Here is a 16,788-nt window from a genome sequence, read left to right as displayed (position 1 = left end):
TATTTTAGTAAGTAAAAATATAGTATTTCATGTTATAGTAAATAATAAAAAGTATATTTTTGCGTTCGTAACTATAGGTTATTTTCTGGTAAAAAACAGCTAAATAAAATTATTAGAACAGATGTTGCTAATTAAATGTTAATTATTATATTGCAGCACCTAAATTTATCACCTAAGAATGAGTATGAAAGTAAACAAAATTGTAGTCTTGCAATTAATGATGTCAATGGTATTGATGTTGGGCACGGCTAGTTGTAGCAAAAAATCGAGTTCAAGCCACGCTTCTAGAGCAACAGGTTGGGATGTAGATAGTCAGAATGGAACTTCTGCTAGAAATGCAGGGAAAAAACAACAGGCTGGTCCTGGTTTAGTTTTTGTTGAAGGAGGTACATTTACTATGGGTAAAGTACAGGATGATGTTATGCATGATTGGAATAACACGCCGACTCAACAACACGTTCAATCATTCTACATGGATGAAACTGAAGTTACGAATGGTATGTACTTAGAGTACCTGGAATGGCTTAAAAAAGTTTTCCCTCCAACAGAAGAAAATTACAAAAATATTTATGAAGGAGCATCTCCTGATACTTTGGTATGGAGAAATCGTTTAGGATATAACGAAACGATGACTAATAATTATTTAAGACACCCTTCTTATGCTAACTATCCTGTAGTTGGTGTTAATTGGATTCAAGCTGTTGAATTTAGTAAATGGAGAACAGACCGTGTAAACGAAGCTGTTTTAGAAAAAGACGGATACCTTAAAAAAGGTGCTAAAACATCTGATGTTAGTGCTGAAAGTTTATTTAATACTGAGGCTTACTTAGCTTCTCCATCTACTACTTATGGTGGTAATGAAGAAATTGTATTAAAGAAAAATCCAAACGGAAGAAGACCTAAAAAAGGTAAAGATGGTACAGTTGCAGAAGAGAAAAATGTGTACGCACAACGTTCTTCTGGAGTTATCTTGCCAGAATACAGACTTCCTACTGAAGCAGAATGGGAGTACGCTGCTGCTGCTGATGTTGGACAAAGAGAATACAATATATATAAAGGACAAAAGAAATACCCTTGGTCTGGAGATTATACTCGTTCAGCTAAGCGTAAAAATAAAGGAGATCAATTGGCTAACTTTAAGCAAGGTAACGGTGATTACGGTGGAATTGCTGGTTGGTCTGATGATGGAGCTGATATTACAAATCAAGTAAAAAGTTACGCTGCAAATGATTTCGGATTATACGATATGGCAGGTAACGTTGCAGAATGGGTAGCTGACGTTTACAGACCTATTATTGATAATGAAGCTAATGATTTTAACTACTATAGAGGAAATCAATATGCTAAAAACAAAATTGGTAAAGACGGTAAACTTGAAATTATCACTAAAGACAATATCAAATATGATACTTTAAGTAACGGTAAAGTTGTTGCAAGAAACCTTCCAGGAGAAATTGCTCAAGTACCAGTTGACGAAAATGAAACATATTTAAGAACAAATTTCAGTACAAGCGACAACATCAACTATAGAGATGGTGATAAACAATCATCTAAATATTTTGACTTTGGAGATTCTGAATCTGGAACAAAAGCAGATCAGACTATGTACAACTCTCCTAAACATAACATCACTACTGATAGTTTAGGTAAGATGACTAGAAAATATGACAACTCTAGTAAACGTACTACTTTAATCGATGATAAAGTTAGAGTTTACAAAGGTGGTTCTTGGAGAGACAGAGCATATTGGTTAGATCCGGCTCAAAGAAGATATTTCCCTCAGGATATGGCAACAGATTACATCGGATTTAGATGTGCTATGTCTAGAGTAGGTTCTAAAGCTGAAAGAAGAAAATCGCCTAGAAACTAGGTTTTAGAAAATTTCAATAAAAAGATTCCAAATTCCAAAAGCTGAATATTCAGTATGGAATTTGGAATTTTTTTATTCTTTTTTTTCTATTTTTATCATAATAAAAAAATTTGTAAATGAATATTCAGGACATTCATAATTTGTTTTTGCAATGTAAATCTGTTTCAATTGATACGAGAAAAATTGAAAAAGATTCCATTTTTTTTGCCATTAAAGGAGAAAAGTTTGATGCCAATACTTTTGCTGAACAAGCATTAGATTTAGGTGCTTTATTTGTTGTTATAGACAATGAATCTTACTTTATAGACAACAGAACCATTCTTGTTGAAAATAGCTTAGAAACGCTTCAGGAATTAGCTAAATTTCATAGAGCTTATTTAAAATTGCCTATTATTGCCCTGACAGGAAGTAATGGAAAGACAACAACCAAAGAACTTATTAATGTTGTTTTAGCGAAAAAGTTTACCACAAAAGCTACCGTTGGAAATTTGAATAATCATATTGGAGTTCCGTTGACATTATTGTCTTTTACAAAAGATACTCAAATTGGAATTGTTGAAATGGGTGCTAATCATAAAAAAGAAATTGAATTTTTATGTGAAATTGCACAACCGGATTATGGTTATATTACCAATTTTGGAAAAGCACACTTAGAAGGTTTTGGAGGTGTTCAAGGTGTGATTGAAGGCAAAAGTGAGATGTATCAATATCTGTCTAAAAACGACAAAACAGTCTTTGTAAATCTTGAAGATCCAATTCAGATTGAAAAATCAAAATCTATAAATTCATTTACCTTCGGAATTGAAAAAGAGCAGGCCGATATAAAAATAAGCAATATTGAAGCCAATCCTTTTGTTAGTATTGTATATGAAGATTTCGCTGTAAAGTCTAACTTAATTGGACTATATAATGCGAATAACATCAATGTGGCTGTTGCTATGGGAATTTATTTTAAAGTTGCTAACAATGACATAAAATCAGCAATAGAGAGTTATGTTCCGGATAATAACAGATCACAACTTTTAAACAAAGGAACGAATCAAATTATTTTGGATGCTTATAATGCTAATCCGAGTAGTATGGCTGTTGCAATTGCTAATTTCATACAATTAGACAATAGCAATAAAGTAATGATTCTAGGTGATATGTTTGAGTTAGGAGATGAAAGTCAGTCTGAGCATAAAATCATTGTTGATTCAGTATTAAATCAATATAAGTCAGTTTGTTATTTGATTGGAAAAGCATTTTATGAACATAAAGTTTCGAATGAAAATGTTTTGTTTTTTGAAACTTTTGATGCTTTTGCAGCGTTTCTTAAAACGAAAACATTCGACAATAATACAATTCTAATTAAAGGTTCAAGAGGAATGGCATTAGAGAGAAGTCTCGATTACATTTAATCTTTATAAATCATAAAAAAAGCCATTCGTTGTTTTGCGAATGGCTTTTTTCGTTTGGTTAAATACTCATTAAAAATCCAATTAGGTTTTCTTTTTTATTTAGGTCCAGTTTTTTTCTTAAGCGGTATCTGGCAAGTTCAACGCCTCCGCTGGAAATATTCATGATTTCGGCTATTTCTTTAGTAGACATATTCATCAATAAATAAGTCGACAAATCGAGTTCACGAGGAGAAATAGTTGGGTATTTTTCTTTTAATCGTTTTAAGAACTCAAAATGCACATTTTTGATGTGTTTCTCTAAGTCTTTCCAGCTTTTGTCTGTGTTAACTTCCTTTACAATACTTTTGTGTAACTTGTTGAATTCAAATTTGGTAGAGTCATCTAATATATTAGTATCAATATCTTTTAGTTTATGAATGATTCCATTTAATACTTTATTTTTCTTTACAACCTGAAGAGAATTGTTTACCAACTCTTTGTCTTTTGCGAGAATTTTTATCTGAAGTTTATCGCTTTTAAGTTTTTCAATTTCTTTCTCAAGTTCATGTTGTTCATGTCTTATTTTAGACTCTTTCTCAAGATATAACCTGCGTTGTTCTATTGTTTCGTAATATTTATTCTTTCTGATTTTTGACTGAATTCTGCTCGAAATCGTATAAATTCCTCCCAAAACAAGAATAAAATAAAATAGATACGCCAGAAAATGTCGATACCATGGAGGCGAAATAGTAAAATTTACCTCGCTAACATCAGATATCACTCCATAACTATTTTTAGCCCTTATTTTCATTCTATAATTGCCTTCTCTTAAATTGGTGTATTCTTTTATAGCAACAGTCGACCAATTTCTCCAATTATCATCAAAAGGTTCTAATTTATAAGAGTAAAGCAGATTTTCCTGATTTTCATAGGTTGGAGATGAAAAAGTAAATTTTACGTGATTTGAACTGTAAGGCAAATCGAACTCTATTTCTGTTTTGTTCAAATTACCAATCAAAATTGTATCTTCAGGAGAAGAGAAGCTTTCAATAAACGCTTTTGGCTTAGTTATAAATGTATTCGGGATTTGCGAATCATAATGTGTTAAACCATCAGTTAAACCAATAAAAATATCATCAGGATCTACTGTATTTACAGAAATATAATTGTTTACCAAGTTTCCTGTAAGATTTGAAAATGGAGCTTGTTTTTTTATGAATTGCCCGTTTTTGGTTTTCGTTAATACACCTAATGATTCATTATAAGAATACCAAAGATTTCCGCGAGAATCCTCAATTAAAGTATTTATAGGAGGGATGTCTTTAAATAATTGAGAGATTTTTTTATCCTCAAAAAATGATTCCTGCTCTTTGGAAAACCTGTAAAAATGATTTTTTACCTGAAAATATATTTTCTTATTTAAGAACTGTATGCTTTCAATGCCTTTGTATTCTGTTGAAATCTGAGTATGTTTTTTTATGTAATCAAATCTTTTGAGATCATCAGAAAGTACCATTTGATATAAATAAGGATCCTTTTTTAACCATAAATAGTTTTCATCCAGTTCTATTTCAAATGTATTTGTTGTTTGATCAAATCCTTCAACCTGATTAACATATTCTATTCCATTCGGACTTTTCTTGAAAATTGAAAATCCATTATAGCTTTCTCCGATAATATAATTTTCATGATTAGGAATAGCTTTAAATCCAAAATATCCTTTTGTATCTAATACTTTCGAAACCTTGTTTTGATTAATAACTAATGCACCACTATTACTGGCGCATAATAATGTGTTGTTGATTACCTGAACGTTCCATGCCTGCGCAATTGTACCTTCAACCCGGGTAAAAGGTTCGTCTTTAAAAGGTTTTGTCCATGGATGATAAAATAACCCCTGATTTGTAGCAACATATAAATTTCCATTATATACTATTGAAGAATAAACCGTTCCGATATTATAACTGTAATCGAAAAAAGTAAAAGGCGAATTCTCATTTACAAACGTGATTCCGTTATCCAATCCCAACCAAAGATTATTCTTATTGTCAACAAATGAAGTTAAAATGGTATTATTCTGAAGCCCTTTTTGGCGATTTAAATGCTGAATTATTTTTCCGTTTAAATCGCAAACTATAAAACCGTTTAGGACAGAATTAAGGACGATGAATTTATTTTTAATAATAGATCCTCCTAATGATGTATTTTTTTTGATGAAGTCATTGGCTTCCGTTTCCCATGGTTTTACAGAATTTCCATCAGTAACAAAAAGCCCTTTTTCTAATGTTGCTAAAAGTAATCGGTTATTTGGTAAAGGAAATACAGACCAGATTTCTTTATCATTAAAAACCGTTGAGCCTTTAAGCGGAATTAATTTTCCGTTTTTGTATTCTAAAATTCCTAAAACTTTATCTTGAAAATAAAGCTTCTTATTTACAAGAAAAGAAAATTGAAATTTATTGGGAGCATCTATAAATCGCAGTTTATTGTTTTTGTAGAAAAACACCTTAGTAAAAGACTGAAAAATGATCTCTCCTTTATATATATGTATCCTCCAGATTAGATTGATATTTTTATTGGCTTTTTTATCGATTAATTTAGAAAGAGAGTAATATTTTAGAACACCTTTTTCGTTACTTTCAAAATAACCAAATTCATCATTTCCTCCCACAAATATTTTTCCCGTAGAATCGATTTTTAAACTTCGTATTGCAGTTCCGTTTGGTAGGGAATATTTATGCCAGGTAGAACCGTCAAACTGAATTAATCCACTGTTGTTTGCAAAGTAGATATTTCCTTTTTTATCCTGATCAATATTCCAATTTTGAGTCCCACCTTTATATTCTGTCCTTTTATAGTTCTTTACATCAGGTAAACCGATGCTTTTTACTTGCGCAAAAATCTGATTATGTAAGATAAAAACTACTATTGTTATTAATAATGAATTTATGAATTTCATAATTTTTAGTATCTATTTTTATGAGTAATGTTTTATATATTGATTTAAAATTAGATTTCGCAGTTGTGTATCAGGGATTTTGCAACATATTTTTGAATAAAAGCGAAAATAATTGATTTTTCATAAATGTAGTGTTTATTTTTATAATTAACATTTTAATAACATCTAATAATTTTTACTTATTTATTTAAAAATCAAATATTTATAAAAAAAATGATGTGTTTTTGTAATGTATTAAAATTTAGTTTGATGTGTTTTTGTAATGAAATTTAATTATAAATAGTAAAAATTTAACTTTATTATTGCATCGAATTACTAATTAATTAACCAAAATTTTTAGAAAAATGAAATTAACAAAATTACTTATTTTTTGTATTTCATCTCTATTGTTTTCAGTTATCGCAATGGCGCAGGATGTTACGGTAAGTGGAACTATTAATGATGAAAGTGGATTACCCGTCCCAGGGGCAACTATCTTAGTAAAAGGAACAAACAAAGCAACTGCTTCTGACTTTGATGGTAAATTCCAAATTAGCGTTCCTACTAATGGAACATTGACAGTTAGTTTTGTAGGTTATGTTACAGTACAGGAAGCTGTAAACGGAAGAACTAAACTTGATATTAAATTACGTCCGGAATCTCAAAACTTAAATGAGGTTGTAGTAGTAGGATACGGTACACAAAAGAAAAGTGTCGTAACAGGATCAATTTCTAGTGTTAAAGCAAAAGATTTAGAAAGTTTACCAATTACAAGAGTAGAGCAAGCTTTACAAGGTAGAGTTTCCGGAGTTTCTATTGCTGCAAACGCTGGTCAGCCAGGATCTGCTTCTACAATTCGTATTCGTGGTTTTACTACTTTAAACAACAACGATCCTTTATGGGTAGTTGATGGTGTAATTGTAGATAATGGAGGAATTGGTTACCTAAATCAATCTGATATCGAATCTATCGAGGTATTAAAAGATGGTGCTTCTGGTGCAATCTACGGTTCTCGTGCTGCTGCGGGGGTTATTCTTGTAACTACTAAAAAAGGTAAAGCTGGTAAAATCTCAGTAAACTATACAGGTTTTGCAGGAACTTCTAAAGCTGCAAAAAAATTAGATTTATTAGATGCTCAACAATACGTAACGATTCAAAATGAAGCTAACGTAAATGGAGGAACAGCAACTAGATTTAGTGTTCCTGCAGGTATTGGAAATGGAACAAACTGGCAAGATGTTATTTTTAACGATCATGCACAACGTACTTCTCATGAGCTAAGTTTTAGTGGTGGTAATGATACTTCTACATTCTACATGTCTTTTGGTATTTCAGATCAGGAAGGTATTGTAACTAGTGATATCTCTAATTACACAAGAAAAAATATCCGTTTAAACTCTAACCATAAAATTGGTAAGTATATTAAACTTGGTCAAACTTTAGGATATTCTAACGAAAAAACGCTTGGTTTTGGTAATACAAATGATGAGTTTGGAGGACCTTTATCGTCAGCGGTTAACTTAGACCCTTTAACACCTGTGTTAGTAAGCCCAAGTGCAGTAGGAGGAAATCCAGACTATGCAAATCCAAACGCACTTAAAGATGCAAATGGAAATTACTACGGAATTTCTAACATTGTTACTCAGGAAACTTCAAACCCATTGGCATATACACAAACAAGATTAGGCAATAATAATTTTGCTGATAATTTTGTGGGAAATATTTTTGCTGAAATTGAATTTTTGCCAGGTTTAAAATTTAAATCTGCTGCAGGTGCAAAATTAGCTTATTTTGGTTCAGATAACTTTACTCCGGTTTATTACCTGAATGGTGCTACCAGCAAAAATAAAAATGAACTTTTCAGATCATATCAAAAAAGTTTTAGCTGGAACTGGGAGAACACTTTAAATTATGATAAAAAAATTGGTGATCACCATTTTGGTATCTTATTAGGAAAAGGAACTTATGTAGATAACATTACATCTGGTAATGATATTACTTACCAAGGTGTTCCGGCAACTACACATGATGAAGCTTCTTTTAATGTTGATATTCCAATCGCTGATAAACTAGCTAATGCATATAATTCACAAGCTGTAGAGCATAGAGTTGAGTCTTTATTTTCAAGATTAAACTACGATTACAAAGAGAAATATATTTTTACTGGTATTCTTCGTCGTGATGGTTCTACTCGTTTTGGTCCAAATCATAAATACGGAACTTTCCCTTCTGTATCTTTAGGTTGGGTACCTTCTAAAGAAGGTTTCTGGAAAGAAAATGAAGTTGTTAATAATTTAAAAATTAGAGGAGGTTACGGTGTAACTGGTAACGATTCATCTCCTGATTTCTTATATCTTTCAACTATCGGAATTCAAAGAAATTATACTATCGGTGGGGTAGTAAATACAGGACAAAGTCCAAATGCAATTCCTAACCCGGATTTAAAATGGGAAGAAACAAAACAACTTAATATTGGTTTTGAAACTACACTTTTTCATGACTTTAATTTAAGTGTGGATTTATTCAACAAAAAAACAGATGGTATCTTGATGAAAGTACCAGTTCCTGGATATGTTGGAGCAACAGGAGATACGTATGCTAACTTAGCAGACATGCAAAATAAAGGTATTGATATTGAATTAGGATACCGTAAAAAAATTGGAGCATTAAATCTTTCAGTTAATGGAAACTTCTCTTATATCAAAAATGAGATTACTTACATTTCTCAAGGAGTTAATTACGTAGTTGGAGACGAAACAGTACAATCTACTGCTTACGAAATCAACAGAACACAAGTAGGTCAGGCTTATAACTCATTCTACGGATTTAAAACAAATGGTATTTTCCAAACTCAGGCAGATGTAGACAACTATAAAAATGCTGCAGGTGTAGTAATTCAGCCAAATGCTAAACCGGGAGATTTCCGTTGGCAAGACTTAGACGGAGATGGTGTAATTGGATCTAATGACAGAACTTTCTTAGGAACTTCATTACCTAAATTCACTTATGGTTTAACATTAAACTTAGACTACAAAGGATTTGACATGTTAGTTTTTGGTCAAGGTGCAGGTGGAAACATGATTTACCAAGGATTAAGAAGACTTGATATTACAAACGCAAACTATCAAACAGAAGTTTTAGGTCGTTGGACAGGACCGGGATCAACAAACAGTTATCCAAGAGTTACTACACAAGACACAAACAAAAACTTTAGTAACCCATCTGATTTTCAGTTGCAAAAAGGAGATTTCTTTAGATTTAAAACAATTCAGCTTGGATATTCATTTCCAAAAGAATGGATAGAAAGCATTTCATTGCAAAAAGTGAGATTGTATGTAACTGGAGAAAATTTATGGACAATTACAAAATACACTGGTTTTGATCCTGAAATTGGAGGACCTACGACAGCTGGTGCAAATAATGTGCAAGGTGTTGACAGAGGGTATTATCCTCAGGCAAAATCATACATGTTAGGAGTTAATTTGCAATTTTAATTAAAAAAATAAAATATTATGAAACTTATAAGTTTTAAACAGTCATTAATCGCCTTTGGAGTGCTACTTACACTTGGGGCGTGCGATACCGATGAAAAATTAGAGGTAAAAGGAGATGGAGTAGTACTTGAAGATAATTTTTACCGAAACGATAAAGAGGCCTATTCAGGACTTGTAGCAGCCTATGATAAATTAGGAAAATATGCAGGAGCAATGGAAACAGGACCGTTATTATTCCTGAATTCTGCATCTGATGATTTTTATGCAGGTGGTGGTGGTGCAGATGATCAGGCTGGACTTCAGGTTGCTTCAAACTACACAATCAGTCCGGGTAATATTAAGCCACAAATATGGGCAGATTATTACAAAGGTGTTGCCAGATGTAATATCATGGTTGTAAAACTTCCTGGAATTCCTATGGATGAAGCTAAAAAAGCAAGATACATGGCAGAAGTAAAAGCATTGCGTGCATATTACTACTTTGATCTTGTTAGAATGTTTAAAAATGTTCCTTTGATTTTAGCGCCAGTTACTCAATCGGAAATTAATACTATTGTACAAGCAAAACCGGAAGATGTTTATGCTCAAATCGAAAAAGATTTAAACGAAGCAATTCCAGGTTTACCAATAACTATCCCATCAAATGAATCAGGAAGATTGAGTCAGGGAGCTGCAACAGCACTTTTAGGAAAAGTATATTTATACGATAACAAAAAACCGGAAGCTGCTGCACAATTAGCAAAAGTAAACGGAGCTACTTTAGGAGCTAGTATTTATGGTTATAAATTGATGCCTAATTTTGCAGATTTATGGAATCATCTAAACAAATTTAATTCAGAATCTATCTTAGAAATTAGCTACTCAGACAAATCTAACGCTGACTGGGGTAATTATGAAAGAGGTGATGATGAAGGAAACCTTGTTGCTCAGTTAAGTGGTATTAGAGGTTACTCTAGAAAACCTTTAGGAGCAAATCTACCGGATTATATTAACGGTTGGGGCTTCATGGTAGTTACGCCACAATTACAAGCTGCTTTACAGGGAGATCCTCGTTATGCTTCTACTATTTTTGATGCAGGCGCTTTAAGAGGTGTTAATAATGATGACCCAAATGGTCGTATAACTTATACAGACAGTTATCAGGAAACAGGATATCACTTTATTAAATATGCAGCCGTTAATGCTGATATTAAAGCTTCTAACCCTTTCTTGAATTTTGGAGTAAACGCTTATGTTATTCGTTTAGCAGATACTTATTTACTAGAAGCAGAAGCTTTAGGAGGTACAGGAGCAAGAGCTCAGGCACTTTTAGATGCTGTTAGAGCAAGAGCAGGTGTACCATCTGTACCAGTTTCTATTGCTGCTATTTTAAATGAAAGAAGATTAGAACTTGCAGGAGAAGGACACCGTTGGTTTGACTTAGTAAGAACAGGTCAGGCAGCTGCTAACCTTGCTTTTAAAGGATTTAAAGCTGGTAAAAATGAAGTTTTCCCAATTCCGAATACTGAATTCAACAACACTAAAATGGTTCAAAATCCAGGATATAATTAATAATATTAATATTGAGAATTGATATAGAAAAAGCTGTTTTTACAGCTTTTTCTTAGAACAATCTCAACTATTATGTTAGTTTAAAATTAAGTTTAAGTTTGGTTGTAAATAGCCCATAATCAATATGAGTATGGGCTATTTTTAAATCAGGACGGATATGAGTTTGACTAAGAAACTTCATTAAAGTCTTCAATTATTAAAACATACTCAATGAAAAAAATCAGCTTAATTATTACTTGTTTATGTTTTTCTTTATCTGTTTTTCCACAACAGAAAAACCAAAAACAACAGCAACAAAAATTTACAACAACCAACAAAAAAATCACAGTATATACTACTGCAGATAATACAAAATTAAGGTTAACCCCTACAGATAATTTAAGTTTTACAGCATCAAAACAACCTATTGAAACAGAAATATCTGTTTTTGTAGAACCTTCTAAAAGATTTCAAACTTTTATGGGAATTGGAGGTGCTATTACCGATGCAAGTGCAGAAATTTTCGCCAAGTTATCAAAAGAAAAACAACAGGAATTTTTAAATGCTTACTACGATACCCAAAAAGGAATTGGATATTCATTGCTAAGAACAACAATTCAAAGTTCTGATTTTAGCAGTGGAAGCTATTCTTACATCGAAGAAGGAGATAAAGATTTGAAAACTTTCTCTATTGATCACGATAGAAAATATCGAATTCCACTAATTAAAGATGCCATAAAAACAGCTGGCGGAAAATTAACTACATACGCCACACCTTGGTCTCCAAACGCTTTTATGAAAAGTAATAAAGATGTTTTAAAGGGTGGAAAATTATTACCGGAATACTTTCAGCCTTGGGCTAATTTTTATACAAAATTCATAAAGGCATATAACAAAGAAGGAATTCCAATTTGGGGAACATCGGTACAAAATGAACCAATGGCAACTCAAACCTGGGAATCTTGTTTGTATACCGCTGACGAGGAAAGAGATTTTCTAAAAAACTACCTTGGGCCAACATTAAAAAAAGAAGGTTTAGGCGATGTTAAAATTATTGCATGGGATCATAACCGTGATTTAATGGTACAAAGGGCCAACGTTATTTTCTCAGATCCTGAAGCATCAAAGTATGTTTGGGGAATGGGTTTTCACTGGTATGAAACCTGGACTGGCGCTCAGCCAATGTTCGACAATGTTGCAAGAGTTCATGAAGCATATCCGGATAAAAAATTAATGTTTACCGAAGGATGTATTGAAAGATTTGATGATACAAAATATCAGTTTTGGCCAAATGCCGAAAGATATGGGACATCAATGATTAATGATTTTAATAACGGAACCGTAGCCTGGACAGATTGGAATATTCTTCTTGACGAACGAGGTGGGCCAAATCATGTTGGAAATTTCTGTTTTGCGCCTATTCATGCCGATACAAATACAGGTCAGTTAATTTATACACCGTCTTATTATTACATAGGTCATTTTTCAAAATTCATTCGTCCAAATGCGCAGCGTATTGCCACTTCAGTAAGTAGAAGTTATTTATTAAGCACTTCATTTTTAAATACAGATGGTAAAATGGCAACAATTGTAATGAATCACACCGATAATGAAATTACATACAATTTTATTATTGAAACAGAAAAAACGATTGTTAAAATTCCGGCACACGCAATACAAACGCTGGTTTATTAATCTTTTAAAATAAACTTTTTGATCTCTTCATTGTTGAGATCTGATAATTAAATAGTTTTTAAAAACACATGAAATCAATCAGTAGTTTAATAATAACACCAATACTAATTCTGCAGGTAAGTTATGCTTCATCTCAAAATGTTGGTTCTTCTAAAGTCTCTGCATCACATTCAAATAAAAAAGTAGAATTATACACGACAGCCGAAAATTCAAATTTAAGATTGTCGCCGTCTAATAATTTAATTTCGAATAAACCTTCAAAACAAACAAGTGAAAAGGTTTCTATTGAAGTAGATGCAAATAAAACATTCCAGACTTTTCTCGGAATTGGAGGTGCTATAACAGATGCAAGTGCCGAAGTTTTTGCTAAACTATCACCAAAAAAACAACAGGAATTTCTAACAGCTTATTACGATAAGAAAAAAGGAATAGGATACTCTTTAGCCAGAACAAACATTCATAGTTGTGATTTTAGCAGCGAAAGTTATACTTATATTACTGAAGGTGACAAAGATTTAAAAACATTTACTATTGATCACGATCGAAAATTTAGAATCCCATTACTCAAAAAAGCAATTGAAACTGCCGGCGGGAAATTAACTTTATTTGTTAGTCCTTGGAGTCCCCCAGCTTTCATGAAAGACAATAATGATATTTTGCACGGCGGCGTTTTATTGCCAGAATTTGCACAATCATGGGCAAATTATTACGCGAAATTTATCAAAGAATATGAAAAAGAAGGAATTCCAATTTGGGGATTAACCATTCAGAATGAACCAATGGCAAGTCAGCGTTGGGAATCTTGTATTTATACGCCCGAAGCCGAAAGAGATTTTCTGAAAAACTTTCTTGGCCCAACTTTAGAAAAAGACGGATTAGGTTCGAAAAAAATAATTATCTGGGATCATAACCGCGGCGATATGCTTGAAAAAAGAGCACAACTCGTTTTCTCAGATCCAGAAGTTTCAAAATATGCCTGGGGAATTGGTTTCCATTGGTATGAAACATGGAATGGCGGAACTCCAAAATTTGAATCAGTTGGAAACGTCAACAAAGCTTTTCCAAACAAAAATTTACTTTTTACCGAAGGTTGTATTGAAAAATTTGATGCCACAAAATTTCAGTTTTGGGGAAATGCAGAACGTTACGGTCTTAATATGATTAATGATTTTAATAACGGAACCGTGGGCTGGACAGATTGGAATATTCTTTTAGACCAAAACGGAGGGCCAAATCATGTAGGTAATTTTTGTTTTTCGCCAATTCATGCAGACACAAATTCAGACAAGTTAATTTACACACCAATGTATTATTATATTGGTCATTTATCAAAATTTGTTCGTCCTGATGCGAAACGAATAAGCAATGTAACCAGCAATAAAACATTGTTAAGCACATCATTTCTAAATACTGATGGAAAAATTGCAACCATTGTAATGAACCAATCAGATAAAGAAGTTGTTTACGAAATAGCCATTAATTCTTTTAAAAATACAATTACAATTCCAGCACATGCTATGCAAACTCTAGTGTATTAGAGTTTTTTACAAGGATATTAATTTAAAGACATAAAATGAAAAATACAACGTTTCTTGCGATTGCTTTACTTTTTTGTGGAGCAACATGGAGCCAGGAAGTAAAAAATACAAAGGCAGAAATTGATGCCAAAGTTTCGGAGTTATTATCAAAAATGACACTTGAAGAAAAAGTGGGACAAATGACCCAAATTACGGTAACCATTTTTGAAGATGCTAAAAAACCAGGATATTTTGATGCGGCAAAACTAAAACAAGGTATTCAGGATTATCATATTGGTTCTATTTTAAATGTACCAAATCCGGGCGCACCAACTTTAAAAAGATGGCAGGAAACCTTAACCGCAATTACAAACGAAGCCAATAAAACAAGATTAAAAATTCCTGTTTTATACGGAATCGACGCCATTCACGGAGCAAGTTATACCGCTGGAGCAACATTATTTCCACAACAAATTGGTTTAGCAGCAACTTTTAATACAAGTCTTGTAAAACGTGGTGCCGAAATTTCAGCTTATGAAACCAGAGCTTCATCAATTCCGTGGGTTTTCTCACCAGATTTAGATTTTCCCAGAAATCCAGCGTGGTCAAGAATGTGGGAATCATTTGGAGAAGATGCCTATTTATCTTCAAGAATGGCCGTTGCATTAGTAGATGGTTTTGAAGGAAACAACAATGTAGGTTCTAAATACAGTGTAGCTTCTTGTATGAAACATTACATTGGATACGGAAGCACAACAACAGGAAAAGACAGAACACCAAGTATAATTCCTGAGCGTATTTTAAGACAATACGATCTAACCATATACCAAGCCGCAATAAAAGCAGGAGCAAAAAGCGTAATGGTAAGTTCAGGAGAAATAAACGGAACACCGGTTCACGCAAGCAAACATTTAATCACCGATATTCTTAAAAACGAATTAGGTTTTCAAGGTGTTGTCGTAACCGATTGGAAAGATATTATTTATCTAAATACCAGACACAAAGTTGCAGAAACCAAAAGAGATGCCGTACGTATCGCTGTTATGGCAGGAATCGATATGAGTATGGTTCCTGAAGAATTCTCTTTTTACACAGATTTGATAGATCTAGTTCAAAAAGGAGAAGTACCAATGTCACGAATTGACGATGCCGTAACCCGTATTTTAAGAATGAAATTCGAGTTGAATTTATTCCAAAATACCGTAGCTAATTTAAAAGATTATCCAAAATTTGGTTCTCCTGAACATATTCAGGAAGCTTATAACACCGCTGCAGAATCGATTACTTTACTTAAAAATAATGCGGCTGCTTTGCCATTAAACAAAACAGAAAAAATTCTGGTAACAGGTGCAACTTCAAACAGTATGAAATACCTTAACGGAGGTTGGTCTTATACTTGGCAAGGTGAAAATTCAGATACTTATGCAGCTGAGAAATCAACAATTCTGGAAGCTTTTCAAAATAAATTGGGGAAAGAAAATGTCTTGTATACCGTTGGTGCAGATTTAGAAAAAGAAGACGATGCCGAAATTCAAAAAGCAGTAGAACTAGCTAAAACCGCATCAAAAATTGTATTGTGTTTAGGAGAGAAAAATTATACTGAAACTCCGGGAGACATTAGTGATATTTTTATAAGCAAACCACAAATAAAATTAGCGCTTGCCTTATCAAAATTAAACAAACCAATTATTTTGGTTTTAAACGAAGGAAGACCAAGACTAATTAGTGATTTTGAAGATAAAATGAGCGCTGTAGTTCAGTGTTATTTGCCAGGAAATGAAGGAGCAAGAGCTTTAGTTGATATTTTATACGGAGACGTAAATCCAAGCGGAAGATTGCCATATAACTACCCAAGATATCCAAATTCACTTGAAAAATACAACAGAAAATATACCGAAAGTATTTCTGAAGGAGAACAAAATAACGATGCAACTTATGAGAAAAGTTATTTGCCACAATTCGAATTTGGAACAGGATTATCGTATACAACTTTCACTTATTCTAATTTGAAAGTTGATAAAACAGAAATCAATAATTCAGATGAAATTAATGTTTCTGTAGACGTTACAAATGCTGGAAAAAGAGCCGGAAAAGAAGCGGTTTTATTGTATTTGTCAGACAATTTTGCTTCGATTACACCAGAATTTAAAGCACTAAAAAGATTCGAGAAAATCAGTTTAGAGCCAAATGAAACCAAAACAGTAAAATTCACCTTAAACCAAAAAGACCTGCAATTTGTAAACGAAGACCTAAAATGGATTTCTGAAAAAGGAACATTCACCATTCAAATCGCAAATCAAAAAAAGGATTTTCTATTAAAATAATATAACACATTTATTCCTGCAAGGTTTCAAAAACCTTGTAG

8 protein-coding genes are annotated in these 16,788 nt (G+C 32.6%); 7 read left to right on the top strand and 1 reads right to left on the bottom strand.

Annotated elements, in window-relative coordinates; translation table 11 throughout:
• Positions 1 to 184: 184 nt before the first annotated feature.
• Together gldJ and murF are read left to right on the top strand one after the other, a co-directional pair.
• On the top strand, positions 185 to 1,870 hold the full coding sequence (gene gldJ, locus GKZ86_RS02435) for a gliding motility lipoprotein GldJ (RefSeq protein ID WP_154781527.1): 1,686 nt from the start codon (positions 185 to 187) through the stop codon (positions 1,868 to 1,870).
• A gap of 116 nt (positions 1,871 to 1,986) precedes the next feature.
• Positions 1,987 to 3,270: a UDP-N-acetylmuramoyl-tripeptide--D-alanyl-D-alanine ligase gene (gene murF / locus GKZ86_RS02430; RefSeq protein ID WP_154781526.1), complete on the top strand. Its 1,284-nt coding sequence runs from the start codon at positions 1,987 to 1,989 to the stop codon at positions 3,268 to 3,270.
• Between the two features lie 58 nt (positions 3,271 to 3,328).
• Here the strand turns inward: murF and GKZ86_RS02425 are convergent, their stop codons facing one another.
• On the bottom strand, positions 3,329 to 6,208 hold the full coding sequence (locus GKZ86_RS02425; RefSeq protein ID WP_154781525.1) for a triple tyrosine motif-containing protein: 2,880 nt from the start codon (positions 6,206 to 6,208) through the stop codon (positions 3,329 to 3,331).
• Positions 6,209 to 6,552: 344 nt separating this feature from the next.
• Between GKZ86_RS02425 and GKZ86_RS02420 the strand changes: the two genes are divergently transcribed.
• The 5 genes from GKZ86_RS02420 to GKZ86_RS02400 all read left to right on the top strand — a co-directional run bounded on the left by GKZ86_RS02420 (position 6,553) and on the right by GKZ86_RS02400 (position 16,747).
• Positions 6,553 to 9,681: a TonB-dependent receptor gene (locus tag GKZ86_RS02420; protein ID WP_154781524.1), complete on the top strand. Its 3,129-nt coding sequence runs from the start codon at positions 6,553 to 6,555 to the stop codon at positions 9,679 to 9,681.
• 18 nt (positions 9,682 to 9,699) lie between these two features.
• The gene (locus GKZ86_RS02415) at positions 9,700 to 11,232 is read left to right on the top strand and encodes a RagB/SusD family nutrient uptake outer membrane protein (protein WP_154781523.1); all 1,533 of its coding nucleotides are present in this window, start codon (positions 9,700 to 9,702) and stop codon (positions 11,230 to 11,232) included.
• A 210-nt stretch (positions 11,233 to 11,442) separates the two neighbouring features.
• Entirely contained in the window at positions 11,443 to 12,906 is a 1,464-nt protein-coding gene (locus GKZ86_RS02410; RefSeq protein WP_154781522.1) for a glycoside hydrolase family 30 beta sandwich domain-containing protein, read from the top strand.
• Positions 12,907 to 12,974: 68 nt separating this feature from the next.
• Positions 12,975 to 14,444, top strand: a complete 1,470-nt coding sequence (locus GKZ86_RS02405; protein WP_154781521.1) for a glycoside hydrolase family 30 beta sandwich domain-containing protein — start codon at positions 12,975 to 12,977, stop codon at positions 14,442 to 14,444.
• Positions 14,445 to 14,479: 35 nt separating this feature from the next.
• A complete protein-coding gene (locus tag GKZ86_RS02400; RefSeq protein WP_154781520.1) occupies positions 14,480 to 16,747 on the top strand; it encodes a glycoside hydrolase family 3 N-terminal domain-containing protein in 2,268 nt (755 codons plus the stop codon).
• Positions 16,748 to 16,788: the final 41 nt, after the last annotated feature.

Origin of the sequence: Flavobacterium sp. LC2016-13 (genome assembly GCF_009707955.1) — a bacterium.
Lineage (GTDB): Bacteria > Bacteroidota > Bacteroidia > Flavobacteriales > Flavobacteriaceae > Flavobacterium.
Note: the sequence above shows the minus strand (reverse complement) of the source record. Positions and strands in the feature narration are given on the sequence as shown.